This window comes from Paraburkholderia sp. XV, from assembly GCF_020177535.1.
In the GTDB taxonomy this organism is placed as follows: Bacteria; Pseudomonadota; Gammaproteobacteria; order Burkholderiales; family Burkholderiaceae; genus Paraburkholderia; species Paraburkholderia caribensis.
On record NZ_JAGUUD010000017.1, the window covers coordinates 1 to 24310 of the forward strand.

The window sequence follows — 24310 nt, forward strand, 5'->3', positions numbered from 1 at the left end:
TGCGGCGCTCGAAGGATCGGACCGCCCGTTCCTCGTTACCTCCGGCGTGGTCTTGCAGTCGTCTGTTATTTGATGCCGGGCGTTATGGCGAAGCTGGTCAACTTTCTTGACAAGGCTATCAGGCCAGGAAGCTTCGTCGTGACCAACACATTCCTGTTCCGGGAGCGCCAAGAGTCGGCCGCTTGCCGGAGAGGATTACGCGGGGCCATCGCCCTCGATATCTGGGCCGGTCGTCATTGGACGGTCAAGGACGGCGACGACATCGCCCGGTCTGAGATGCAAGTTCAAGAGGCAAGGGGAGACGAAAACGCAGGCATCTTCTTTCACTGCGCGACATCCACTTTTCAGTCACGGATCGTCACGTCGTCCAGGCGACGCGGCAATTGAACCGCCGCGATAAATGCAAGGGCGTGAATACCGCAGAGAACCAGAAACGCCCACCCATACGCGTTCGAAACCGCATGGCTAACGCCGGGGGATTTTAGCTTCCACGCGAGGAACGTCGCACACAGCGTCGTCATAGTCGGTCCACCGAGGCGCTGGACGATGTTGAGCGAAGTTGTCGCCATGGGCAATTGCTCCCGGCGCACCGAAGCATAGGCGGCGCTCAGCGATGGCAGGCCCACGCCGCTCATGCCCAGTCCCCGTAAGAACAGAGCGGGTATGAGAACCAGCAGGTTCAGCCCGTGGGCCGCGAAGTACAGCATGGGCAGTGTAGCGACGAGTGTCAGGAGGGCGGCTCCCGCAGACACGCGCCGAATGCCGAATCTGTCCGTTAGCACGCCCATGAAGGGGTTGGTGAGCATCATGCCAATGCCAAGCGGCGCGAGCATCCAGCCCATTTCACCGGGCGCGCGGTCGCACGCCTGGATCAAAAAGGCAGGGATGAGCATCTGGCCGGCGAACATGCCGCCGTTCGATAGAAATTGCGTGATGGCTGCGGCGGAGAAGACCTTGCCCTCGAAAAGCCGCAGATCGATCAGCGCATCGTCGCCTTTTCGCCGCGCCGTATGAAGGAACGCTGCCATCATCGCGATGCCGGCTGCCAGAATAACGCGCCCCGCCATGTGGTCGAGGCGCCCGGAGCCATATAGAAACATCGCCAGCCCGGGCGAGAGCAACGCGAGACCGGACCAGTCCAACGTTCGCCGCGTCGTCTCACTTTGGTCGTTCGGGAGGAACAGGACCACAAGTAGAAGTGCAATGCCGCCAACCGGCAGATTGACCAGAAACAGCCAGCGCCAGGACGCATATTGCAGGATGGTGCCTGCGATGATGGGACCCAGGACCGGGGCCAGCAGGACAGGAAGCGCCATATAGCCTGCTACGCGGGCCATGTGCTTGCCCGCGGCCCGAGCGATCATCATCTGCGTCATAGGCGCGAGAAGCCCGCCGCTGACGCCCTGGAGGACGCGGAACCCGATCAGCGAGGGCGCCGACCAGGCAACGCCACACAGCGCTGAGCACAGCGTAAATGCGGAGAAGCACCACAGGTAGAGCGCCTTTGCGCCGATGCGATCGACGAGCCATCCGTTCAGCGGCAGAACCATAGTGAGTGCCAGCAAATAGCCGCTCGTGACCCACTGGATCGTCGAAAGGCTGCTGTTGAGTTTCACGGCGAGGTTCGACAGTGAGACGTTGACGATTGTCGCGTCGAGCTGGGCGAGCAATGCCCCGAACAGAGCGACGCCGGCAATTTTCCAAACCGACGGATCAAGCCGGTCCGTTGCAGGCGCGTCCGCGGGATCAACTGCTTTTCTAGGAGAGGGTTGTGACATGGCCGCCAGTGAAACGGCCGAAATGCCGCGCCGAGAACAGTGAGATCAGGAATGCGCCGGCACCCAGAGCGAGAATGTCTGCCGTATCCCTCAACTGGAAATCGCCGACGCGACAGAGCAGCAGGTAACCGATAACAATATTGAAGAAACCCCAGAGCACGTTGATGCTCGATGACGACAGGCCTTCTCCGGGCGGCTTGGCGAACGGGCTCTGAAATGGCCGTCCCATCATGCCGCTCACGACGTGCGGCACAGCGTTCGCCAGGAAGAAACCGCCGAAGAAATACGCAGGCAGGAAAAGCCAGGACATTTTCAGGTGCTCCTCTTCGAAAGGAGATTGGCAATCTCCCTGCTTGTGCCCGTTTCGCCGAGTTGTGGAAAGATCCGCTCAAGGCTATTGGTGTGTGCTTCCGCACTAATATCCGTCATGGCGTCCACTGCGAGAGTGACGTTGAAGCCGAGTTCATGGGCTTGCCGCGCGGTTGACTCCACACCGACGCTTGTCGCAACGCCGCAGATCACCACCTGGGTGACCCCGGCGGATTTGAGGTGCGCCTCAAGGCCAGTGCTGGTGAACGCCCCCCAGGTTCTCTTGGATACGAGATGATCCTGCGGTTGCCGATCCAGCTCCGGCAGCAGCTCGGACCAGTCCGGCGGAAGCGCGCCGCCCGTGTGATGCTGCTCAGTCCGGCCCGGCGCCATTCCAACGACGTTTACCAGCACGACGGGAAGACCGTGCTGGCGGAAAGTTGCCGCCAGATAACTGGCGTTTTCCAGTACGTTCGCGAAGGGATGGGCAGTGGGAATCGATGCCACGATCTTCTGCAGGTCGATGGCGATCAGCGCAGTTTTGAGGTCCAGTTGAGTTGCGGCCATGTAGGTATCCTAAGAAATTGAGGTGGATCTGGCTCTGCACCGCCAACGGCGATGGTACGAGCGAACGTCAGGAATCGCCGATCTTCCGGATGATCGCCGTTGCCGCGACAAGCGCCTTCAGGTCCGCGGGATCGAGTTGGCCGAGGGCACTGACCAACCAGTTTCGCTTCATGGCGCGGTGGCTGGTTCTCACCGCCATGCCAGTCTCGGTCAACGCAAAAAGGATCTGGCGACGATTCGTCGGGTGAGATCGACGCTCGATCAGTCCTTCCTGCTCAAGACTTGCCAGAATGACGCCCATCGACTGCGGCTTCATCAGTTCTGCACGAGCCAGATCCGCAGTGGTCATGGGGCCGCCTTGTTCCAGACGAGCCAGGACGCCCATTTGCGAAAGGGCCAACTCGGTCGGGTTGGATTCAGCGCGTAGTCGCCGCAGCAATCGACTGATCGCTGCCGTGAGATCCTTCGCAACAATGTCCAGGGAGGAATCGACTGTCATAGCCGCACTATATTATATGAAAGATAAACTTGCAAGTTTATCTTTCATTGCAGCGCCGCTCTGCTCTGAAGTAGTACTGGATGCCGACCGCGACATCGAAGGCCTCGAGGCCCGGTTTGGCGATGGTAACGCGGTGCACATACGGTTAAGCGGCACGGCCGATGTGCCGCGGTCGACCAAATAGATCTGTTAGTGCCGCAGGTCCTCGACAGTCAGATTGGCGTTTGCTGGCAAGGTGGTCATGAATTGGATGCCCGGGTTTATGGCGACGGTGGGTGACTTTCCTGACGAGACTCTCAAGCCAGGAACCGTCATCTTGACCAACACATCCCTGTTTCGGAAGCGCCGGGCGTGGGCCGTTTGCCTGAGAGCATTACGCGGGACTGTCGCGCTCTACGTTTGGCCCGGTCGTCATTGGACGGTCAAGGACAACGACATCAGCGCTCGAGTCTGAGATGCATGTCAAGGCAGAGGGATAGTGAAGACACCATCATCTTCGCCTCTCTCACTGCGCGACATCCATTTTTCAGGCACGGATCGACGCGTCGTCCAGGCGACGCCGCTTGCACGAAACGCCACGCTCACCGCCGATCGCGAGGCCGGGAACCTCCCGGTGGATGGCCGCGCGTAGAAGATGCTATGCGTAATCGATGAGTGCCGAGCGATCGAGGTCGGTGCCTGCCTGTATTGGCAGATGTGATCCTAATGCTGTCGATCATGCAGCTGTACAATAAACTCTCGCATTCATACGGCCGGACAACGGCGCCGAATTCACCGCCGCCAAGGTCGTGCGCTGGTTGCGAGACGCCGCAATCGGCCAGACCGTCATTGCGTCTAACAGTCCATGGCAAAGCGGGTTATTGAAGGCTTAAACGGCAGGCTGCGCGACGGATTGCTAAACCGCGAATGGTTCGCCATCGCGCCGGGGCCAGGATGCTCATCGAATGCTGCCGGTAGTTCTACAACGAGCGGCGACTCGACAGCGCGCATTGCTACCAACCTCCGGCCACGGTCCGGCGAGCCTGGCTGGAGCCCGATAATATCGACGGAGACTCGCTGCCGGACCGGTCACTCTGCGGCAGGTCTTGACGCCAGCATGGGCACGCTTCGCGACGCGGAAGCTCGCCGGATTGCGTTCGTAGGCCCGATGCGAGGCGTCCTGGGGGCTTACGCCGCGTACCTCAACAAGTTCCCCCGTACAAGGGGGCAACACTCCGTCGCCGTTGTCCCGTACGGACAACTGTATGTCTCAGATCGTCAATTGCGAAATCATCGACGCGTTTAGATTGAACGGCCATCGTGAAGATGGCATTCCTGGTAACGCTTGCACCGGTACCGCCGCTTCGTCATCGCGGACCTCGCACAACTTACATCACACTTCACTTACGACATCGACGCAGCCCCTTTGTCTTCTCGACGACACGCTCGATCTGCATGACGAGCTGAGTAGGATTCGCCGCCGCCTGCATCGGCATCCGGAACTGGCATACGAGGAAACCGGTACGTCGGAGCTCGTGGCGGAGCGTCTGGAGCACTGGGGTTACAGGCTGACCCGCGGCATTGGCGGAACGGGCATGGTGGCTACGCTCAAGGCGGGGAACAGTCCACGTGCCGTCGCGTTGCGCGCCGACATGGATGCGCTTCCGATCGTCGAGGAAACCGGTCTGCCCTACGCTAGTGCCGAACCCGGAAAGATGCATGCATGCGGACACGACGGCCACACGGCCATACTCCTCGGTGCCGCGCGCCATCTTGCCCGCACTCGTCGTTTCGACGGAACGGTGCATCTGGTTTTCGAGCCGGCGGAGGAGATTCTCTCGGACAGCGGAGCAAAGCGGATGATCGAGGACGGCCTGTTCGAGCGTTTTCCCTCCGAGGCGATTTTTGGACTACATAACCAGCCGGTTATCCGGCCGGTAACTTCATGTTTTGTGGCGGCCCGTTCAAGGCGGCGTGTGACACGGTGGACATCGTGATCGATGGTTACGGTGGCCACGCTGCGCGCCCGCATCTTGCGGTCGATCCGATCGAAATTGGCCCGCAACTGGTGATGGCGCTGCAGACCGTAGTGTCGCGCAGCGTAGACCCGATGCAGGCTGCAGTGGTGACGGTCGGTTCGTTCAACGGGGGAGCGGTGGCCAATGTGATTCCCGGTAGTGCTCATCTGCAGATCAGCGTTCGCTCTTTCGATGCGCAAACCCGCAAGCTGATAGATGCACGCATACGGACGCTTGCACAAGCCCATGCAGATGCCCACAGCGCGCGCGTTGAAATCGACTACGTCCCAGGTTATCCAGTGCTTGTGAATAGCAGGAAGGAAACCGACCTGGCGCTCGCGGTTGCACGCGAACTGGTCGGCGAACACCGTGTGATCAGCGACTTTGCCCCGTTTGCCGGCAGCGAAGACTTCGCCTACTACCTTCAGGAAAAGCCGGGCTGCTTTCTGCGATTGGGTAACGGCGAACACTCGCGCACTCTGCACAACGCATCCTACGATTTCAACGACGACAATCTCACCGTGGGCGCAGCCTACTGGACGCGGCTCGTCGAGCGGTTTCTTCCGTTACAGCAGTAGGACTCGTCATTCCGGCTGAAGCGCTCGCCAAACGGGTTTGCGCTTCGGCCGCGATCCGGCATCGCCCGAATACCCTGGTTTCACCGAACTTCTGTCGACGGTATCCACGAAAGAACGCCGGGACAGACCTTGCGTGTTTTCGTGCGACCCACTCGGTACTTCGGTACTTCCCTGCCTGTCCCAAAATGCAAACAGATTGTCCTTTGAAGTGAACTGACGGCTATTTTGGTCTTTTAACTTAGCTTCCAATCCGCCCGCCGCGCTTCTGCCAATGGCCCCCATGCATGGCGAACGCGTATCAGGCGAATCGTGAACCGAACGGAAACGTGCATCGACCACCCTCCGTCGAGGCGACAACCATTTAACTCAAACGTATCAAAAATATAGACGCAGGAGGTAATCAATGGAATCAGTAAAGCGGGGCGAAACGCGTCCCACTCCGAAGCGGCGCGCCGCACTGACGACGATCTTGCTCGCATTGGCTTTTTCCCTCTCTTACATGGACCGGCAGATCTTGCCGTTGCTTCTCGAACCGATCAAACATGCATTCTCATTAACAGATTCAGAAATCGGCATGCTGCAGGGGCTGGCATTCGGCGCGTTTTACGCATGCTCCGGTATCGTCCTGGGCGTGCTGGTAGACAGGTTTCACCGAGTCGGGATTGCTGCCGCGTGCGTCGCTTTCTGGGGCCTCGCGACGGCGGCGTGCGGGCTGGCAGGAAACTTTATTCAGCTTTTCGTTGCACGCACAAGTACAGCGATTGGTGAAGCGGGCTGCTCGCCAGCGTCGTACTCGATTCTCTCAGACATGCTGTCCGGACGATCGCTGTTGAGAGCAACTTCGGTGTACAACGTCGGCCCTTACGTGGGAGGAGGGATGGCCCTTATCCTCGGCAGTATGGCACTGCGCCATTTCACAACTGCCGGCGGAATGGACGTGCCGTTGATCGGGCATCTCGAGCCATGGCAGTCGGTTTTTCTCGTTCTGGGACTTCCCGGTATCCTGCTGGCGGCACTTATCCTTGCGCTAAATGAGCCGAAACGTCACGAGTCCGGGCAGGAAATTGATACGTCAACCCGGGCGACTTTGCAGTTCATCTTCAGTAGCCCAATGCTGTTGTTTTACTTCGCTGCATTTGTTTTCAGCACGTCCGGATTGTTCGTGCTTCTGACCTGGTTTCCAAGTCTGATGATCCGCGAGGGCTTCGGGACCGCGGCGACGATTGGGCGCCCGTTGGGTGCCATCTTTCTGGCGGTGGGCTTGTGCGGCTGTGCTGCATCACAGCTTCTCTTGCGAAAGCTCGAAAATCGCGATCTCTTAAGTTCCCTGCTCAAGCGAATGTCGGCGATGTGGGCTGTCCAGATTCCGCTCGCCGTAGCGTTCATTTTCGTCGACACGGCTAGCCTGGCCTATTGGTTTTACGCGTCGCAGGTCATCATTTTTTCCATCGTCACGACCTTCATGGTTGCTCCCATTCAACTCGCGGTTCCCAATCGTATGCGAGGTCGCGCGACCGGCGTGTTCATGACTTTCAACTATATGTTGGGCGCGAGTATCGGACCATGGTTGGTGGGCGTGTTGAGCGATCGGATGAAGGCAGACCCACACGGCCTGCTCACGGCATTCGTGATGGTACTGGGTGTGTCGGCGGCCGGCGCTGCGGTCTCTATCTACCTTTCTTCGACCCGGAAGACGCGGATGAATCCGGTCGATTCTCTGCCGCAGCAGACCGTGTCGGGAAACATCTAGGTCACGCGAACGGAAGTCCAGATTCAGAGCGATAGACATGCTTAACCAATATATTTCGTACAGCTACTCATATGTGATGTGCAACGGAAAATCAAAAAAATGGCTGGCGCACCTGTGCCTGTCGATCTTTTCGGTAGTTCCGGCTGTTTCGAACGCCCAGAGCAGTGTTACCTTGTTCGGAACACTGGACGAAGGTATCGAGTATCTGACGAACGCGAACAAGACATCGCATTCGGTGGTGCAGTCAGGGCCTGCGGAGATTTACTCCAATTCGTTCGGTTTGATGGGTTCTGAGGGACTGGGCGGCGACGTCAAGGCTATTTTCAGGCTTGAAGGCGGCTTCAATCCCTACAACGGTACGTCGATACAAGGGGGGCGTCTCTTCGGGAGACAGGCGTGGGTAGGGATTCAGAACAGCAATAACAGGATCATTTTCGGCCGGGTCTATACGCCTCTTTACGACGTAATCGGCTATCTGGATCCGCTGCAAGGCTCAAACGTAAGCCTGTGGACCATGGATGGCGGAATGGTGTCGCGCATGGACAATGCGGTCAGATACACGCGCTCGGATGGCCCGTTCCACGAAAATGTCCAATACAGCTTTGGCAGCGCCAGCGTGGAAAGCACGATCAACGGAAAGGCCGGATCAGGCTCTCGCTCCAAGGAATTCGCCGCGTCTGCTGACTACACCGCCCGGCAATTGATGGTCGGGATCGTGTACGACAACATCCATGGCCCCATGACTTCAGCGCAATACGGCTTGGGGTTGTTTGTGCCTTCGGCGGTCCCGGCAGCGTCTTCCGGTACACCGCAACGGGCTGAGCGCATCGCCGCGGCCCTCAGATATAAGTGGGACGGCACGTCGCTGTTCGCAGGCTACCGCCATCTAAGGACGGTCGCGCAGGCCGGCAACGAAAACTCGAATCTGTACTGGGGAGGCGTTACCGAGCAGTTTACGCCTGCGTGGACGGGGACTGTCGGCGTGTATCACCAGCGGGTTGCTGGTATGGATGCCCGGCCCACGATGGTCGCGCTTCAGACGCAGTACCGGTTATCAAAATCGACGGGCGTGTACGGCAACGTCGGTAAAGTCTGGAATACCCGTCTCAGCAATATGGGGCTGGACCTTCAGACCCAAACTTTGCAGGGAGCGGGTCAGTCCGGTGCCAGTATAGGCATCTTTCACTTCTTTTAAAGCAGCCCGACATCTTGTTTGCACACGACAGTCGAGAGACATACGTTTCAGGAAATCAGCAAGGAGAGACTTATGAAGGTTCTGGTCGCCGGTTATAAACATGAAACCAATACGTTTGCGCTCGATAAGGCCGACTGGTCGGCTTTCGAAAAAGGCGAAGCGTTTCCCGCACCCGTTCGAGGCCAACAGATGCTCGAAACGATGGACGCGGTCGCGATGCCGGCTACGGGATTTTTGCACTACGCGCGATCGAAGGGATGGTCGATCGTACCGAGTTTGTGGTGCGGCGCTGTCCCGTCTTCGTATGTGACCGAGGACGCCTTTGAGCGAATTTGCGATGAGATATGCAATGACGTGAAAGCCGGCGGGTTCGACGCCGTATTCCTGGATCTCCACGGCGCCGGCGTTGCCGAGAACGAAGACGATACCGAGGGGGAACTGATCGGCCGTGTTCGCCAACTGGTGGGCGAGAACATGCCGATTGTGGTGAGTCTGGATCTGCATGCAAATGTCACCGAGAGGATGCTCCGAAGTGCGGATGGCATGGTTTCGTTCCGCACCTATCCGCACGTCGATTACGTAGAGACAGGCGAACTGGCCGGTGAGCTCCTGTCACGCCGTATTGCGCATGGACGTCGTGAACCGGTTGTCTGGAAGCGGCTCCCATTCCTTATTCCGCTGAATTCGCAGAATACGACAACGGGACCGGCGAAGCGGATCTATGAACGGCTGCGTGCACTCGATACGGAGCATGGAACGATGTCGAGCTTTTGCATGGCCTTTCCGGCGGCCGACTTCGCCGAATGTGCGCCCATGATCTGGAGCGTGGGAGAGAACGCTTCGACTGCCGTCGAGGAGCTCGCATCGCTTGCGGGCGAGCCCGCTCAATGGCGGCTTGAAATACTTTGCGCGGACGATGCGGTGCAGGAAGCGATGGTGCGCGCCGCCGAAAGCAACGCTCCGGTTGTGATCGCGGACACTCAGGACAACCCCGGCGCCGGCGGTACGGCATCGACCACCGGCATGCTGCACGCACTGCTGAATGCCCGAGCCGGCGAACGTTTCCCCCATCGGGTGACGCTAGGTGTGATGTACGACGCTCGATTTGCGGCCGCGGCGGTACAGGCCGGCGTCGGTGCAACGTTTCGCGCCAGTCTGGGCCATGCCACTGAGCTTTGGGACGGTCCCACCGATCCGCCGGTGACCGCCGAATTCACCGTGAGAGCAGTCAGCGATGGGCGGGTCACTTTCAAGGGCCCAAAGATGACGGGGTTCGTTGCCGGATTGGGGCCAAGCGCATGCGTCGAGACTGGCGGCGTGCTGGTAGTGGTCGCAAGTGGAAAGATCGGAGCGCAGGACCGTGAACTGTTTCGTTTCGTTGGCGTGCATCCGGAGCAGATGAAAATCATCGTCGTCAAAAGCAGTAACCATTTCAGAGCTGACTTCGCACCGCTTGTCGAAAATGAACAGACCGACGTCGTGATCGCGAAGGCGCGGGGCGCAGCCGCGGCTGACCCAGGCGATCTGCCGTGGCGGAAGTTGCCGGATTCCATCCGGCGCCGTCCTTGAGCAGACGTACGCTTTCGGCCCGGACTTGCAGGGAGGTTTGCCGGATGGGCGAAATGACCATCCGGCGAGCCCTCGGGTAACGCCTCATTCAATGCGCGAGCGGGACGCCGGAGGTCTCCTCGCAGAACCGCGCCATTTCGGTGTGGTCTTTACCTCGCCCCAGCGCTTGCGCCGCATTCGCCCACAGTTCGCTGCACAGCGCGGCAAACGGAACTGTAACGCCTTCGTCCTGTGCGACTTCAAGGGCGATGCCCAGGTCTTTGACCATCAGGTCGAGACCGAAATTGCTGTCGAAAGTCCGGGACAGGACAAATTGACGGAACTTCTTCTGCGTACTGTTATTGGTACCGGTGGAAGCATTGAGTACGTCGACCATTTTTCCGGCGTCGAGTCCAAATTTCCGGCCGATGATCAGCGCTTCTACACCAATCAGAAACCCGCCGGCCGACACGAGGTTGTTTAGCGCTTTCATCGCCTGGCCCGCCCCGATCTTGCCTACTTCGGTAACCGTAGTTCCGATGGCAAGCAGCAAGGGCTTGGCCTGTTCGACAGCCGTCGCGGGGCCCCCAACCATAATGGCGAGTTCGCCGGTTCGAGCCCGCGAAACGCCGCCTGAGACAGGCGCGTCGATCATCAGAATACCGCCCGATTCGAGGCTGGCCGCGATCTCCTGCGTGATTCTGGGAATTCCCGATGTCATGTCGATGACCAGCGCACCAGCCCTGAGCATGGGCCGAACGGCCGTAATGACCTGTGCCACATGTTGGCTTTTCGGGAGCATGGTGATGACCGCATCTGCCGACTCTACGGTCGCCTCGATAGTATCCGGCGATTCGCCGCCGATCCCGCTCGAGAACGCTGCCGCGCGTTCGCGGTCCAGATCGAAAACCGCGACGTGGAAGCCGGCATTGACGAGTCGCGCGGCCATAGGCCACCCCATGTGACCGATACCGATAAACGCGACTTTCCTGAACGTTGAGCTGCTTTGAACGCGCTGAGGCCTGAAGGAATTCCTGAGTATGCAGTGGCATGCAGCAGCGTGGCCTTGATTTCCTCCACCGTGATGCCATTGTTCAGGGCGCCCTTGACGTGCAGCTTCAGTTCGTCCGTGTGGCCAGCGATCGTGAGCATGGCGAGATTCAGCAGACTTCTGGTCCTGCGGTCGAGTGTTTCGTCTCCCCACGCCCATCCCCATGCCCACGCGGTGGTGGCCCGCTGAAAAGACATCATGAAGGAGTCGGCTTTCTGCATCGAAGCATCTACGTATTCCGCCCCAAGTACGGAGCGACGGATAGGCAAGCCCTTTTCGAAAAGAGCGTTGTCATCTGACATGGCTGGAGTTCCTCGTCGGTAAAGAAAGGTCGTATTAGCTGGCACGAATCGGCATCCCATTCCGGGTCCCGAATCGATGGCACAGGTCGGCCTACTTTAGCCCAAGGACGTCGTTATATTTGACTTGACGGGACAGGTATTTGACAACATGGGACGCGCGACGCCGTCCAAGCACAAGCCGAACCGCGAATTTACGAAGGCCTTAACCGGATGCTTCCAGGTTTCGTTTCCATCTCGAGGCGCTGCAGCCGAAGCTGGTCTGGAACCATCTGGAGAACGCGCTCAGACTACCAAACCCCAGTGCTTCGGCTGCCTCTGTCAATGACACGGTCTGCATGCTGAGCAACCGCCTGGCCGTGTCGCACCGCACTTGCTGCAAAAGCGCGGAGTAGGACAGTCCCTTGTCCGCGAGTCGTCTGTGGAGGGTGCGTCGATTCATTCCCAGACTGGACGCTAGAGTCTCGACGCTGCATCGCGAGTCGCGCAACTGCTGATGCATGAGCCACTCCACGCGTGCTTCGAAGTCTTCCGGCGAACGATTGAAGGTTTGCCCGAGCAGGGTTTTAGCGTGACGCCGGAGTACGGCGGATGAAGCGATCACCTTCAGGGACAACGCATCGCGTGAGAGCAGGATCCCGCTGATCATCTGGTCATAGCGGAGCTCGCATCGCATGAAGTTGCTTTGCACCAGCGTATGGGCGGGACGCGAATGTTCCTGACAGACCGCATCGGGTTGCCAGTCGGGTCCGACGAGCCAGCGAATCATCTGGACGATGCCGCAGGCGCAGTATTCCATGACGTGTATCGAAGGAATCTCGGACTCGATTTTGAACGTCAGCAGCGGTTTGTCGAAGCGTTCGTCGAGATCAATGAAGATGCCGTCGCAGTGGTGATGCAACTGCGTCGAATACGTGTGCAGCGCATCCCGTAGCGTTTCCTCTTCTCTCAACATAAGACTTACGAGTCCGTAGTCGGGAACGCCGCGGGCGATCGCGACGCGCGCGCCGAAATCGGTGCGAGCCGACGCGGCAACCGACAAATCCAGGAGCCTGATCCACGCATCCAACGGAATCAGGCTGTCCGGGCTTTCAGCGATGTCGCTGCTCAATCCAACCCGAGCCATTAGCGCTTTGCCGTCAATGCCGACGTCGCAGGCGGCCCGCAAATAGCCATGCAAGGTGGCGCTTCTGACAACTCGCTTGCGCATAACCACTGTTCCTCGGAAGGGGGGGTGTCTCATATTGAAAAGTGTGAGACACGCAATGTCAACTGAACAAAATCCCCAGGTTCCACAATGGTGATGGCTGACGGCGTTTCAAAGCTTTGCGCGAATTGCCGCGTCACACGCGAGAAACGTCCTACATTGATGGGATTTTTTAACAACAAACTGCGCGACACGCAGATAGAGAGTCCGTGATGAGCGATCAAAATACGATGCAACCTTGGCAATGGCCCGAGCAGGAGTGGCGACGAATCGTGACCCACGTTCGTGCGGGGCGCAGTCTGCGTCCGGATAAATGGAAAGGCGGTGCCCGGGTTGCTGTCGCCCTGTCATTCGATTCGGATCACGAAACAAATGAGCTGCGTGATGGAGGCGGTTCGATTAACCGTCTTTCGTGGGGGCAGTATGGAAATCGGGTCGGTGTACCGCGCATCCTGTCGCTCCTCGAAAAGTACAGCGTTCCTGTCAGCTTCTATGTGCCTGCCGTCTCGGCGCTACTGTATCCAGACGAGCAGCGTCGCATCGTGGACGCTGGACACGAGATCGGCGTGCACGGCTGGATCCACGAGCTCAACTCGAAGCTGGAGTTTGCCGACGAACGGGACCTGCTCAGGCGCTCGATGGACACCCTTGAAGAGATTACCGGCAAGCGTCCGACGGGCTTTCGCTCGCCGTCGGGCGATTTTTCAAAAAATACGCTGCAGATTCTTCGGGAGCTTGGGTTTTCCTACGACTCCTCCTTGGGCGCCGACGATGACTGCTATGAACTGGAGATGGATGGCGAGCCTACCGGGCTGGTCGAAATCCCGTTCGACTGGGTGCGCGACGATGCCGTTTATTTCCTGATGCATCGATTTCAGGGGCTACGTCCCTATACGCCGCCTTCGGACGTATTCGACATCTTCAGGCGGGAACTGGACGCCGCGTATGCGGAGGGGGGACTGTTCGAGCTCACCATGCATCCGCACGTGATCACGAATCGCTCGCGCATCTGGATTGTCGAGGAACTGATCAGGTACGCGAAGAGCTTGCCTGACGGCGTATGGTTTGCCCGTCACGATGAAGTAGTGAACTACGCGCTGCAGAATGCGAAGCTTCGTTGAAGACCGGAGGTGAGCTCAGGTAGCGTTGTACGGTTGTACGTGCCGCAGCTGGAGGGCCTGCGGCACGAAGACTGAAGCGGACCGCCGATGCAACTGAGGATGCCAGTTGCTGCATCGGGGCAGTCTCCCCGCTAGACGACTCAGACGAACAGATTGCGCAACCGGGTGGGTTGAGAGCGGAGATACTGTTTCGGTGCCTTGCTTTGAACCCCGAAGTGAGCGGCGGCATGCCAGGGCCATCGCGGGTCGTACAGCACGGCTCTCGCGAGCGCAATAAGATCAGCGTCTCCGGTGCTGAGGATAGCTTCGGCGTGCTCGAAGTCGGTGATCAGGCCAACGGCGATAACCGGCAGTGTGGTCGCCTGTTTTACCGCGCGTGCAAGAGGAACCTGATAGCCGGGTCCGATCGGGATTCGCTGTGCGGGGCTCGATCCGCCGCTCGAGACATTGATAGCGGCGCAGCCTCTCACCTGTAATGCGTCGACAAAGGCGATCGTATCCTCGACGGACCAACCGCCTTCCACCCAATCGGTTGCGGACACCCGCATCGTCACGGGGCGGTCATGCGCAAACACATCCCGCACCGCCTCGAAGACTTCCAGCGGAAACCGCATTCTGTTTTCCAGTGAGCCGCCGTACTCGTCCGTTCTCTGATTCGAGAGAGGCGAGAGAAACTCATGGAGCAGATAGCCATGCGCGCCAAGAATCTGGATGAAATCGAGGCCAAGCCGCGATGCGCGTCGCGCTGCGCTAGCGAACGCGTTGCGGATTGCCGCGAGACCGTCGCGGTCCAGGGCAGTCGGCGGCATCTCGCCGGACGTAAACGCGAGCGGTGACGGCGCATAGGTCGTCCAGCCGTCCGGCTGCCCAGGCGGAACCTGTGCACCGCCTTCCCACGACTTTTGCCGCGACGCTTTTCGCCCGGCATGATTGAGCTGAATGCCGATCGGCATGTCTGACCAGCGTCGGACGCCGCGCAGCACTCGCGCCATGGCAGCCTCGCAGTCGTCGGAATAGAGCCCTACGTCGCCGCGGGTGTTGCGCCCGTCGGGCGTGACCGCTGTCGCCTCGATCGTCAGCAGTCCCGCACCCGAGCACGCCAGTTGCCCAAGATGAATCAAGTGCCATTCGTTCATCTGCCCGTTTTCGGCCGAATATTGGGCCATTGGGGCGATCACGATGCGGTTGTCTAGTTTCAGGTTATCGATCTGGGTCGGTGTAAACAGGAGGGGGCGACTCATAAGAGCTCCGTGTGGCGCCTGCTGGGCGCCGTCCATATCCGTGGGGTGGGGTTGATTTCGAAGAAGCGCTTCAGGACGGACGGCGGCGAGACAAATCCCGTTGAACCGGAACTCCTTGCAAGAGCGGTCGCCGCTCGACGGCCTCACGCATGCTTCAGCAATATCTCCGCAACCTCGCTTGCCTTGTCGATCATCAGGTCGTGCCCGCCGTCCAATGAATAGACGTGGGTTTCAGGAAGATCGCGCTGGGACTCGTACCACTCCGGGATAGGGCTTGGGATGCCGATGTCTTTCGAGTTGTAGATGAATACCTTCTTCGGTACTTTCCTGAATTTGCCGGTGAGAGACAGTTGCTGCGTAAAGCAAGCCAAAGGGTGCGACGTTAGTTTCGAGTCGGCCCACGCCTGATGTTCCTCGCCGACACCGAATACTTTCGAAGGCCAGTTTGCAACCTGCGTACCGCCGAGCGACGCGCTGAGTTCTGTGAACGGCAATAGCAGATTGGGCAACAATGAAAAGAGCGAGTCGCCGCTTTTTTCCGGGAGCGGGCCGTCGAGATAAACGAGCGAGGCGATCCGGTCGTGCAACTGGTCGGCAACCGCGGTAATGACGAGACAACCGTACGAGTGGCCGCAGAGCACAATATTGTCGAGGTCTCGCCACTTGATGAGGTTGACGATATCGAGGATGTGGGTGTCCAGATTAATCGGCCCCAACGCCGAAAGATGAGAGCGTTCCCCGACGCCCGTTAGCGTGGGTGTCAGCACGCGATGACCGGCAGCTTCCAGAGAAGGGCGGAGTTTATCGAAGCACCAACCCCCGTGGAAAGCACCGTGAACGAAGACGAAATTTGTCATGCTGGATAGACCTCTAGCGTTAACCATTCGGAACGCACCGGCGTGCAGGCAATACATTGCGCCATATTTCTCGGACATCCGATCCGCGTTCCCCGCGGATCTGCGCCGATACAGACTCGCGAATATGACCAACCGGCATCGACGCGACTTCACCAACGCGAAGTCCGGTGTGCTGCCAAAGACGAACCTGCCCCCGGCTGTTCCAATTCTATTGCTGTCCCGGCTGATGGGACGCGGCTCAGTCTACCGTCCCCGCTTTCTTTCGATTGATATTTTGGGACATTGATTTTGCATTTCGGGACAAACTTGACACGTCGCAATCGTCGATGTCATCTCGGTGACGGCGGGCACCTCCGATGCATCGGTTCTCACATGGCGTCGGCACACTCCAGCACGACGGAAACACAGGTGACGTCCTGATTATCTTGAGAAGGCACTCGTTGCGTTGAGGACGACGTTACCTTTTTGCGAATGAATCGAGTGCGCTGGAGCCGACCACTCGTCGCCAAGGAACGAGAACTGAAAGCAAAGCCGAAGGTGGTAACGAGCATTCCGGCTCGGATTCTTTTGTGATGATTCAGGCCTGCAAGACTCCTGAGACAGGAGGCGCCACTTACACTTACCGGCCTGATCTCCGTCTGCTGGGCAGATTGTCATCCTGGTAAGTAAGCGGTAAGTCGAGTGCTCCTAAACTTGTGCTACTTTTCGCCCGATCAAGAGCCAACTTCAATAGCGCATCGCGGGAGCCCTTTGGGGGCGTTTCCGGCAAATATTTCGACAACGTCGCCGATCCCCGAAAGCGACAGGGCTATCGTCTCGGACATTCCGTCTGGGGAACAGAGTAGGCCCGATCCCAATATGGGTGTTGAGGGGTCCCGGCCATGTAGCGGGCTGCTAGCATCGGCTGTAGCTGCCGATGCTAGCCTGCTGCGGATTTCGGCACACGGTGTTGCCACGGCGTCACTGATGCTCACTTCATTGGTGCTTCCTCCGGCTACCGGAGCGGGTGGCAGTCAGCTGTCGCCCACTTCGCTGCTCATCCCAATCGCGATTCCGCTCTATACGGTGGATCGGGCACGGCCGTGACGGGGAGCCAGCATGCATCGTACTTGTCGTTGCCTCGCGTCCCGCCTCGCAGTTGAGTCAATATCATGACGGCCTCATTTGTTCCGTATTTTGCCGTTCTTCTGACCCTGCTCGTCGGCGCATCCCTTTTGATCCCAGCTGTATTGACAGGCGTGCCGGCGCTGTCATCAAGAGGATCGGAAGTGGACGACATTATCGCGTTGCTCGAGCACGCGAAGCTGCCAAAGCACGCGTTGATCGTTGATCTGGGAAGCGGATGGGGCGCGCTCGTCGTTGCGCTGGCTCAAGCATTCCCCGAGGCGTCCGTCCAGGGCATGGAGATATCGTTATTTCCGTATCTGGTATCGCGCCTGAGAACGCACCACCTGCCTAACGTGTCGCTGACTTGGGGGAATTTCTTTTGTAGCGATCCCAGCAACGCCGATGCGATCGTCTGTTATCTGATGCCGGGCGTGATGGCGAAGCTGGGCGACTTCCTTGACAAGGCTATCAGGCCAGGAACCTTCGTCGTGACCAACACATTCCTGTTCCGGGAGCACCGGGCGTCGGCCGTTCGCCGGAGAGGATTAAGCGGGACCGTTGCCCTCTACATCTGGCCCGGTCGGCATTGGACGGTCAAGGACGGCGACGACATCGCTCGGGTCTGAGATTCATGTTCAGGAGGCAAGGGAAGACGAAAACACAGTCATCTTCTTTCACTGCGCGACATCCACTTTTCAGCCACGGATCGACACGTCGTCCAGGCGACGCCGCAATTGAACCTCGCGATCAATGCGAAGGCGAGAATGCCACAGAGAACGGAAGCGCCCGCTCATACGCGCTCGAAACCGCATGGCTGACGCCTGCGGATTTTAGCTTCCGCGTCAGGAACATCCGCCTTCTGATGAGTAAGTAACCGGTAAGTCGGTCGGTCTTAAAGTCGGCTCCGTCCCACCCCTCCACTTTGAGAAACGACTGTGATAAAAACTCTTTGTCGTATGCATCCACTGCTGTTGGCTGTCACATCGGCCGTTTTGTATTCAGGCGCAGCCTGGGCGGACGGTGTCAGCGCAGCCCCCCCCGAGGAAGACAACGGCTTCACCATCCTGAGCAATGCGACCAATGTGACACATTGGGGCCTCGGTGCGGCGGTGGGCATCGAGTCGTCGCCTTATAGCGGCGACAGCAGCCGGGTGTCGCCGATTCCGCTGATCTCCCTGGACAACAAATGGATACACGCCTTCGGCACCACGGTGGACCTGAAGGTCGGCAAGTGGAGTGAGGTGTCCTTCGCGCTGCGCGGCAAGTTCGACGTCTTCGGTGGGTACAAGGGATCCGACGCGCCGATCCTGAACGGCATGGAGAATCGCAACGGCGCGTTCTGGTACGGTCCGGCGCTCGCGTGGAAAACCGCATTCGGCACACTATCGGGCGATTACCTGCTCGGCGGTAACAAAGGCCAGATGGCCAACCTCGAGTTCAGCAAATCCTTCGATCTGGGCAACTGGTCGATCGAGCCGCGTGCCGGTGTTGACTGGCTGAGCAGCAAGTACGTTAACTACTATTACGGCGTGCGACCATCCGAGGTGCGGGCGGGACGGCCCGAATACACTGGCAAGGCGGCCTACAATACGTCGATCGGCACGCGGGTCGACTACAGGTTGGCCCGCCATCAGACAGTGAGTGTCGACCTCGGCGTATCTCATCTCAGCAGCGGCATTACCGACAGCCCGATCGTCGGAAGGCGGTACATTCCGCAGGTCAAGATTGGCTACCTGTATCAATTCAAATGAGCGCTGCATCATGTCGCGAGTTGCACTGATCGAAGACCACCAGCGCCTGGCCGCGATGGTGCGCCAGGCCCTGTTGGGTGCGGGGATCGAAACCGATCTGTTCTCCACTGTCTCCGAGGCGAGCTATGGCGTCAGCCGGGGCGACTATGCGGTGCTGATCATCGATCGTGGATTGCCGGACGGGGATGGGCTCACCTTCCTGCGCGCGCTGCGCGCAGCAGGCCAGATGACGCCCTGCCTGATGCTGACGGCGCGCGATGCGCTGCATGACCGCGTGGACGGCCTCGAGAGCGGCGCCGACGACTACGTGACCAAGCCGTTTGCGATGAGCGAACTGGTCGCCCGGGTGCGCACGCTGATGCGCCGGCCGCCCATGCTGGCGGAACTGGTCGTGTCGTTCGCCGACATCACCGTGGACCCGCAGCAGCGCGCGATGCGCCGCGGCGCCGAGACGGTCACGCTCGCGCAGGCCGAATTGCAGATCATGCTGTGCCTTGTCAAGGCCGCTGGCCGGACCGTGCGGCACGCGGCACTCGAGCATGCCGCCTGGGGCTTGGGGGAGGCGGTCACACCGAATGCGCTGGAAGTGACCTTGCACCGGCTGCGCAAGAAGCTGACGGCGCTTGGCGCCGCAACGCGGCTCGCGAACATCCGTGGCACAGGTTTCGCGCTGCAGGCCGATCACGAAAATGGACTGGATGGTGTGCCCGACCAACATCTATCGCGAAAGAGGGGCGTATGAAACAACTGATTCTGGTAGTCGAGCGAGATGCCGCGTGCCGCGACGTGCTCGTATCTCATCGCCTTCAAAGAGACGCTCGGCAGACTTGAAAACGGCTTCACGGTGCAGCAGCAGTTTCTTGGCTCAACTGCGTACGAACTGCAACCACCGCTCACCTTGATCCGAGGTCAGATCGCGTTGCAACCGGGATCGAGGGCAATGAACTGCTGTTTTGCGAGATCGATCTGATGACGCACCGGGTCCGGCAGTTGAGCACATCAACGGCGCCATTTTTCGGGAAGATGCGCGACTTGCTGCACGTCCGACTGGAGATCAGCCTGCAGTAATTCCCAGATCGGTAAGTAACCGGTAAGTCAAACTCCCATAAAGTCAGCTCCATCCTGTTCACTGACTTTCCGGAAGCGACTGTAACAATCTTTGCCTGCTCGCCGCATGTTTTTGTCGGCAAGTTTGCATGCGCGTTTTTTACGGGGCAAAAGGGGCGTACACCGATCAGACCGGAACCGGGAATCCCGGTTTTACGATCCCGACCAATTCGACCGAATTGACCCACTGGAGCTTGGTGGGGTGTCTGCGTCGGAGAGTCGCTGTACGAGGCTTATGGCTGAAAGGAATGCAACCGAAGTGCGGCCAGGAACAAGGAGTGTGCTTGAGCGCGCCGGGCGGCCCTGTATGGGCAGGCGGAACTGGAGCGTCATTTCACTTTCGTGGTTTCGATTTGGACTATGCGTTGCGCGCACTTGCGTTCGAGGGAAAGATTGTGCCGCCCGCGGAAAAAATAGCTACGCGATGTCCCGACTTTTACGAGTGCGTCTGGCGAGGTGCTGTCCGGTGGAAATTGCTCGCCGGGTCTGGCCCGACGCAGCTAGCCGGGGCGAGCTGCGGAGTCTCGAATGCCTAAATATATATCGGGTTTACCGGCTGATTGGGAACCCGGGTCGCGGCACCGAAGGTGATCAGGACAAGCCATGCACCGGCTTCCGTTTTCTGGCCGGACGCTGGCGGCGTGCTCGTATCCTTGGCACGCAAGAGCGACCGGTCCATGTCGCCTACGAGTCATCCGAAATGAGTTTTCTCGCATCGTGCAGCAATCTATCCCGCTTCAACCACGGAGCCGTCATGTTCAATCACTGGATTCAAAGTCTGTCGGCCCGGCTGTGGGTGACGACCGTCGTCGCGCTTGCAGCCAGCCTGACCGTGCTTGCCGGGATGGTGATCTATGTTCTCGATCACTACCCGGAGCAGACTCTAGGTCGGCGTGAAGAGATGGAGAGTCTCGCCAGGGTGATTGATGGAATTCGGTTCGACGATTCGGGCTTTCCCCGCGATGTGGAGCTTCCCGATCAGGAAGCGTGGCTGTTTCAGGTTGCACCCACCGAGCTCAAATATCGTGTACTGGACGGGCAGGGGCACGTCCTGCTGGCATCGGCTGGAGCAGAAAAAGACGGTCCGTGGTCGACGGGCAACCTTTCTGCGGACGTTGGCAAGATAGCCCACGCGGACGTCGATGGACGGCGGTTTTCGATCGCGACGCGCCGGGTATTGCGGGGACAGTCCGAGTTCTACGTGCAGACCGCGACGAGTGCCAGGTTCATAGAAGTACTCGTCAGTGCAAAGGTCAAACCGATTCCGTCGACGGTCAGGGTCATTTTTTTTGTTGCAATCGCTATATTCGGCATTGTGCTGTTGCTTACGATCCGCCGCATGCTCAAGCCGTTGCGGGACGCGTCTGACGCCGCGGCGCAGATAACGCCGCGTCATCTGAAGACGCGCCTTTCGACCCATCGAATTCCAAGTGAGCTCAAGCCGTTGATCAATGCCTTCAACGAGGCGCTCGGACGGCTCGAGAACGGCTTTCTGGTTCAGCAGCAATTTCTTGCGGCTGCCGCGCATGAGTTTCAAACGCCGCTGACGTTGATCCGCGGGCAGATCGAGTTGCAGCCGGAGATCAAGGAAAGAGATCTTTTGTTCCGCGAAATCGACCTGATGTCGAGGCAGGTTCGACAGCTGCTACATCTGGCCGAAGTCAGCGAAGCACAGAACTTCGAATTCGGCGAAGTCAACATTGTCGACATAGCGCACGATGTCATCGCGTATCTGGCTCGCAAGGCCGATGCAAAGCAGGTGACGTTAAGTGTGGACGAGCGCGACACGGCACCGTCAATCTGGGCGGACAGAAGCGCGTTGTTCATCCTCCTCAAGAATATCGTCGAAAACGCGATCAACGTCTCCCCAGCCCACGGCATCGTGTTGTTGACGATTGACGGGATATCGATCGAAATTTCCGACGAAGGGCCTGGCATCCCTAAGGATCATCTTCCGTTTCTGTTCAAGCGATTCTGGCGCGCGCCCGATGCAAGGCACGATGGCGCGGGCCTGGGATTGGCAATTTGCAAGGAAATTGCAACGGTGCACGATTGGCGCCTGACAGTGAGCCCGCTTTCGATTGGAACTCGGTTCACTATCTGGTTATGACCGCCTTTTGTCGAACCGCTGGCTCCTCGCGCCATTCTCGTCATATGCACGGGCCGGATAGGTGATGTATTACTGAGCACCTCCGCGGTACATTCATTAAAGCTGCAGGGCCCGTTGCCGAATCCGGTTCGACGGGGCCCTGGACGAAAGGACGGTCGGGATGTACCCCCATGGAAGCTCGTCGGTTCCGGGCAGAAGGGGAATGTTTATCTGGTGCAGGGGACCGCTGCGTGTGTGCCATGCCAGCGTGAGGGTTGTGGGAAAAGCATCCGTATCAGCAGCGATTGTCTGCAGAACCTCGATGCGCATCGCCTCATCAAGGCAGCCGTGAGACTGTTGGGAATCGAGCCGTGGGAAGCAGTCGTGATTCCCGGAGTCGCAGAAGCCGGTGGGATATGAGTAGCGCCGTGACATGGTCGAAGATATTGGGTAAGTCGTAGGAAGTGGTGATGCAGGCATTGATGCCCCGCCAACTGACGAAGCTCCCTGGAACGCTGTTTCAGGTGATGCCCGGCACATTGCCTGACGTGCTACCGAAGTGATGACGAATGGAGTCGTTTGCGCGAATGCCAATCGGGGCAGCGGATTCATTTCCAGCACGAGTTTGCGTCTTTACGCCAGACTGATTCGCGGCTGGGGCGCAGACGACACTTGCGAGCGGACGTATTTCCGAAATTCACGTTGACCCTCAAACAACTCTCGTGAACTTAACCTGACATACAGCGAGGCTCCAATGAAAGCTGCCGTTCTCAACGCATTCGGTACTCGGCTCTCCATCGAAACATTACCCGATCCGGTTATCGGAACCGGCGAAATCATCGTTGACGTCGTCGCGACAGGAGTGGCGAGCTATGCACACGGCGTCTTCTCCGGCGCCCGGAATTACCTGCTGGAGCCTCCGCTCGTACCGGGTGCGGGCGCCATAGGCCTGGTTCGTGCGGTGGGTCGGGATTCCACACGGCTCGCAGTTGGCGACTGGGTCTACTGTGACCCGACAATTCGCGCGCGTGACAATGCCATTAACCCGGACACCATCCTGCAAGGATGGACCGCACGTAATGCGTCGGCCCTTTCTCTGCATCGCTTCTATCACCACGGTTCCTTTGCGACGCAGATGCTGGTGCCGACCGAGAATGTCACTGCTATTGGCGATCTGGAAGAGCGCGATGCGGGGAAATGGTGCGCGTTGAGCCAATTGCTGGTGCCCTTCGGCGGTCTGGTCGCTGGAGAGCTGCAGCCTGGCGACACTGTGCTCGTTAACGGGGCGACCGGGGGGTTCGGCAGCGCCGGAGTCGTCGCGGCGCTCGCTATGGGTGCGGCAAAAGTTGTGGCCGCTGGTCGCAATCAGCAGAAGCTCGATGAACTGGCTCGTCAGCTCGGTCCGCGAGTGAGTTGCGCACGCATGACGGGAGACGTGGACGATACACAACGAATCCGCGAACTCGCGGAGGGGGAGGTAGACCTCGTGTTGGACATACTGCCCCGTGGGGCGTCCGCGTCGCAGGTACTGGCGGGTGCGAAGGCACTGAGGCGTGGTGGCCGCCTCGTGCTTATGGGGGGCGTCCGGAAAACCGGAGAGGACGAGCCTGCACTGCCATATGCCTGGCTTATGCACAATGAAGTCACGCTTCGAGGTCAATGGATGTACCCGCGTGTGGCGATCCCACAAATGGTTTCAATGATTCGTGCCGGGCTGGTCAGCCTGACAAAGTTCAACGTGACCGAATTTTCTTTGGACGATGCCAACGAAGCGATTGCCTTCGCGGCCGATAACGCTGGTCCGCTCTCGCTGGTCGTGATAAGACCTTACAGGCGAAAATATACTCATGGCTAGTCGATCAGCACTCTTACGGTGCGCCGTTTGCCCGCGACGCCGGAGTGCCGCTACCTGCCGCGCCCGTCGCGTTTTCTCCGGGGCCGGATACCATACCCGACACGGAGCGACGATGATTACAAAGGAAGGTACTGAGCCATTCGTCACGCGCGAAGGTATGGGACACGCCGATGCCATGTGCACCATGCGCCTCGTGGGCCGGAATACGAAAAGTCCATTGCTCGCCCAGCCGTACACGCCCACCCGAGCGGCTTTACGCGGAGCTTGCTTCAGGTTGGCACGAACGAGCTTCTGTCCGACGACTCAGTGCGTCTCGCGGCATGCGTCGGCAACGCTGAGGTCGACGTGATCCTCGACGTGGCCGCCGATGTGCCCATGTCCTCCTGGCGTTCACTGGCATGCCC

General features: G+C 59.0%; 19 protein-coding genes and 3 pseudogenes. 13 read left to right on the plus strand and 9 right to left on the minus strand.

What is annotated here, in order from left to right; genetic code table 11:
- Positions 1-387: hypothetical protein (locus tag KFO72_RS11595; protein ID WP_225032134.1), on the plus strand; the 387-nt coding region annotated here is incomplete at its 5' end.
- Here KFO72_RS11595 and KFO72_RS11600 read toward each other — a convergent pair.
- The 4 genes from KFO72_RS11600 to KFO72_RS11615 all read right to left on the minus strand — a co-directional run bounded on the left by KFO72_RS11600 (position 345) and on the right by KFO72_RS11615 (position 3153).
- Complete coding sequence (locus tag KFO72_RS11600; RefSeq protein ID WP_225032135.1) at positions 345-1778, minus strand: DHA2 family efflux MFS transporter permease subunit; 1434 nt, start codon at positions 1776-1778, stop codon at positions 345-347. The genes KFO72_RS11595 and KFO72_RS11600 overlap by 43 nt on opposite strands.
- Positions 1759-2088 (minus strand): hypothetical protein, encoded by a 330-nt coding sequence (locus KFO72_RS11605; protein WP_225032136.1) that lies wholly within the window; start codon positions 2086-2088, stop codon positions 1759-1761. Before KFO72_RS11605 ends, KFO72_RS11600 begins: the two co-directional genes overlap by 20 nt.
- 2 nt (positions 2089-2090) lie before the next feature.
- Positions 2091-2654 (minus strand): isochorismatase family protein, encoded by a 564-nt coding sequence (locus KFO72_RS11610; protein ID WP_225032137.1) that lies wholly within the window; start codon positions 2652-2654, stop codon positions 2091-2093.
- 67 nt (positions 2655-2721) lie between these two features.
- Positions 2722-3153 (minus strand): MarR family winged helix-turn-helix transcriptional regulator, encoded by a 432-nt coding sequence (locus KFO72_RS11615; RefSeq protein WP_225032138.1) that lies wholly within the window; start codon positions 3151-3153, stop codon positions 2722-2724.
- A 16-nt stretch (positions 3154-3169) separates the two neighbouring features.
- Here KFO72_RS11615 and KFO72_RS11620 point away from each other — a divergent pair, with 16 nt between their 5' ends.
- The 6 genes and pseudogenes from KFO72_RS11620 (at position 3170) to KFO72_RS11645 (ending at position 10242) form a co-directional block, all read left to right on the plus strand.
- Positions 3170-3337, plus strand: a complete 168-nt coding sequence (locus KFO72_RS11620) for a hypothetical protein (RefSeq protein WP_225032139.1) — start codon at positions 3170-3172, stop codon at positions 3335-3337.
- 429 nt (positions 3338-3766) lie between these two features.
- Positions 3767-4242 (plus strand): annotated as a pseudogene (locus tag KFO72_RS11625) (integrase core domain-containing protein); the annotation flags it as partial.
- 341 nt (positions 4243-4583) lie between these two features.
- Positions 4584-5728 (plus strand): annotated as a pseudogene (locus KFO72_RS11630) (M20 aminoacylase family protein).
- A 403-nt stretch (positions 5729-6131) separates the two neighbouring features.
- Complete coding sequence (locus KFO72_RS11635; protein WP_225032140.1) at positions 6132-7478, plus strand: MFS transporter; 1347 nt, start codon at positions 6132-6134, stop codon at positions 7476-7478.
- A 37-nt stretch (positions 7479-7515) separates the two neighbouring features.
- A complete protein-coding gene (locus KFO72_RS11640; RefSeq protein WP_225032141.1) occupies positions 7516-8673 on the plus strand; it encodes a porin in 1158 nt (385 codons plus the stop codon).
- 72 nt (positions 8674-8745) lie between these two features.
- Positions 8746-10242, plus strand: a complete 1497-nt coding sequence (locus KFO72_RS11645) for a M81 family metallopeptidase (RefSeq protein WP_225032142.1) — start codon at positions 8746-8748, stop codon at positions 10240-10242.
- 88 nt (positions 10243-10330) lie between these two features.
- Here KFO72_RS11645 and KFO72_RS42270 read toward each other — a convergent pair whose 3' ends face one another.
- The 3 genes and pseudogenes from KFO72_RS42270 to KFO72_RS11660 form a co-directional block, all read right to left on the minus strand.
- The gene (locus KFO72_RS42270) at positions 10331-11263 is read right to left on the minus strand and encodes an NAD(P)-dependent oxidoreductase (protein WP_225032205.1); all 933 of its coding nucleotides are present in this window, start codon (positions 11261-11263) and stop codon (positions 10331-10333) included.
- Positions 11221-11574, minus strand: a pseudogene (locus tag KFO72_RS11655) (carboxymuconolactone decarboxylase family protein); the annotation flags it as partial. The pseudogene KFO72_RS11655 and the gene KFO72_RS42270, both read right to left, overlap by 43 nt.
- A gap of 202 nt (positions 11575-11776) precedes the next feature.
- Positions 11777-12781: an AraC family transcriptional regulator gene (locus KFO72_RS11660; RefSeq protein WP_225032143.1), complete on the minus strand. Its 1005-nt coding sequence runs from the start codon at positions 12779-12781 to the stop codon at positions 11777-11779.
- A gap of 209 nt (positions 12782-12990) precedes the next feature.
- On the opposite strand from KFO72_RS11660, the gene KFO72_RS11665 reads away from it, so the two are divergent.
- Positions 12991-13899 (plus strand): polysaccharide deacetylase family protein, encoded by a 909-nt coding sequence (locus tag KFO72_RS11665; RefSeq protein WP_225032144.1) that lies wholly within the window; start codon positions 12991-12993, stop codon positions 13897-13899.
- A 140-nt stretch (positions 13900-14039) separates the two neighbouring features.
- On the opposite strand, the gene KFO72_RS11670 is transcribed toward KFO72_RS11665, so the two are convergent.
- Both KFO72_RS11670 and KFO72_RS11675 read right to left on the minus strand, forming a co-directional pair.
- Positions 14040-15140, minus strand: coding sequence for an NADH:flavin oxidoreductase/NADH oxidase (locus KFO72_RS11670; protein ID WP_225032145.1), 1101 nt, complete (start codon positions 15138-15140; stop codon positions 14040-14042).
- Between the two features lie 143 nt (positions 15141-15283).
- Entirely contained in the window at positions 15284-16075 is a 792-nt protein-coding gene (locus KFO72_RS11675) for an alpha/beta fold hydrolase (protein WP_225032146.1), read from the minus strand.
- A gap of 1073 nt (positions 16076-17148) precedes the next feature.
- Between KFO72_RS11675 and KFO72_RS11680 the strand changes: the two genes are divergently transcribed.
- The 5 genes from KFO72_RS11680 to KFO72_RS11700 all read left to right on the plus strand — a co-directional run bounded on the left by KFO72_RS11680 (position 17149) and on the right by KFO72_RS11700 (position 23906).
- A complete protein-coding gene (locus KFO72_RS11680; RefSeq protein ID WP_225032147.1) occupies positions 17149-17730 on the plus strand; it encodes a methyltransferase in 582 nt (193 codons plus the stop codon).
- Positions 17731-18060: 330 nt separating this feature from the next.
- The gene (locus KFO72_RS11685) at positions 18061-18855 is read left to right on the plus strand and encodes a MipA/OmpV family protein (RefSeq protein ID WP_225032148.1); all 795 of its coding nucleotides are present in this window, start codon (positions 18061-18063) and stop codon (positions 18853-18855) included.
- Positions 18856-18865: 10 nt separating this feature from the next.
- On the plus strand, positions 18866-19597 hold the full coding sequence (locus KFO72_RS11690) for a response regulator transcription factor (protein WP_225032149.1): 732 nt from the start codon (positions 18866-18868) through the stop codon (positions 19595-19597).
- A gap of 1119 nt (positions 19598-20716) precedes the next feature.
- Entirely contained in the window at positions 20717-22072 is a 1356-nt protein-coding gene (locus tag KFO72_RS11695) for a sensor histidine kinase (RefSeq protein WP_225032150.1), read from the plus strand.
- Between the two features lie 733 nt (positions 22073-22805).
- Positions 22806-23906, plus strand: a complete 1101-nt coding sequence (locus tag KFO72_RS11700; protein WP_225032151.1) for a zinc-binding dehydrogenase — start codon at positions 22806-22808, stop codon at positions 23904-23906.
- Positions 23907-24310: the final 404 nt, after the last annotated feature.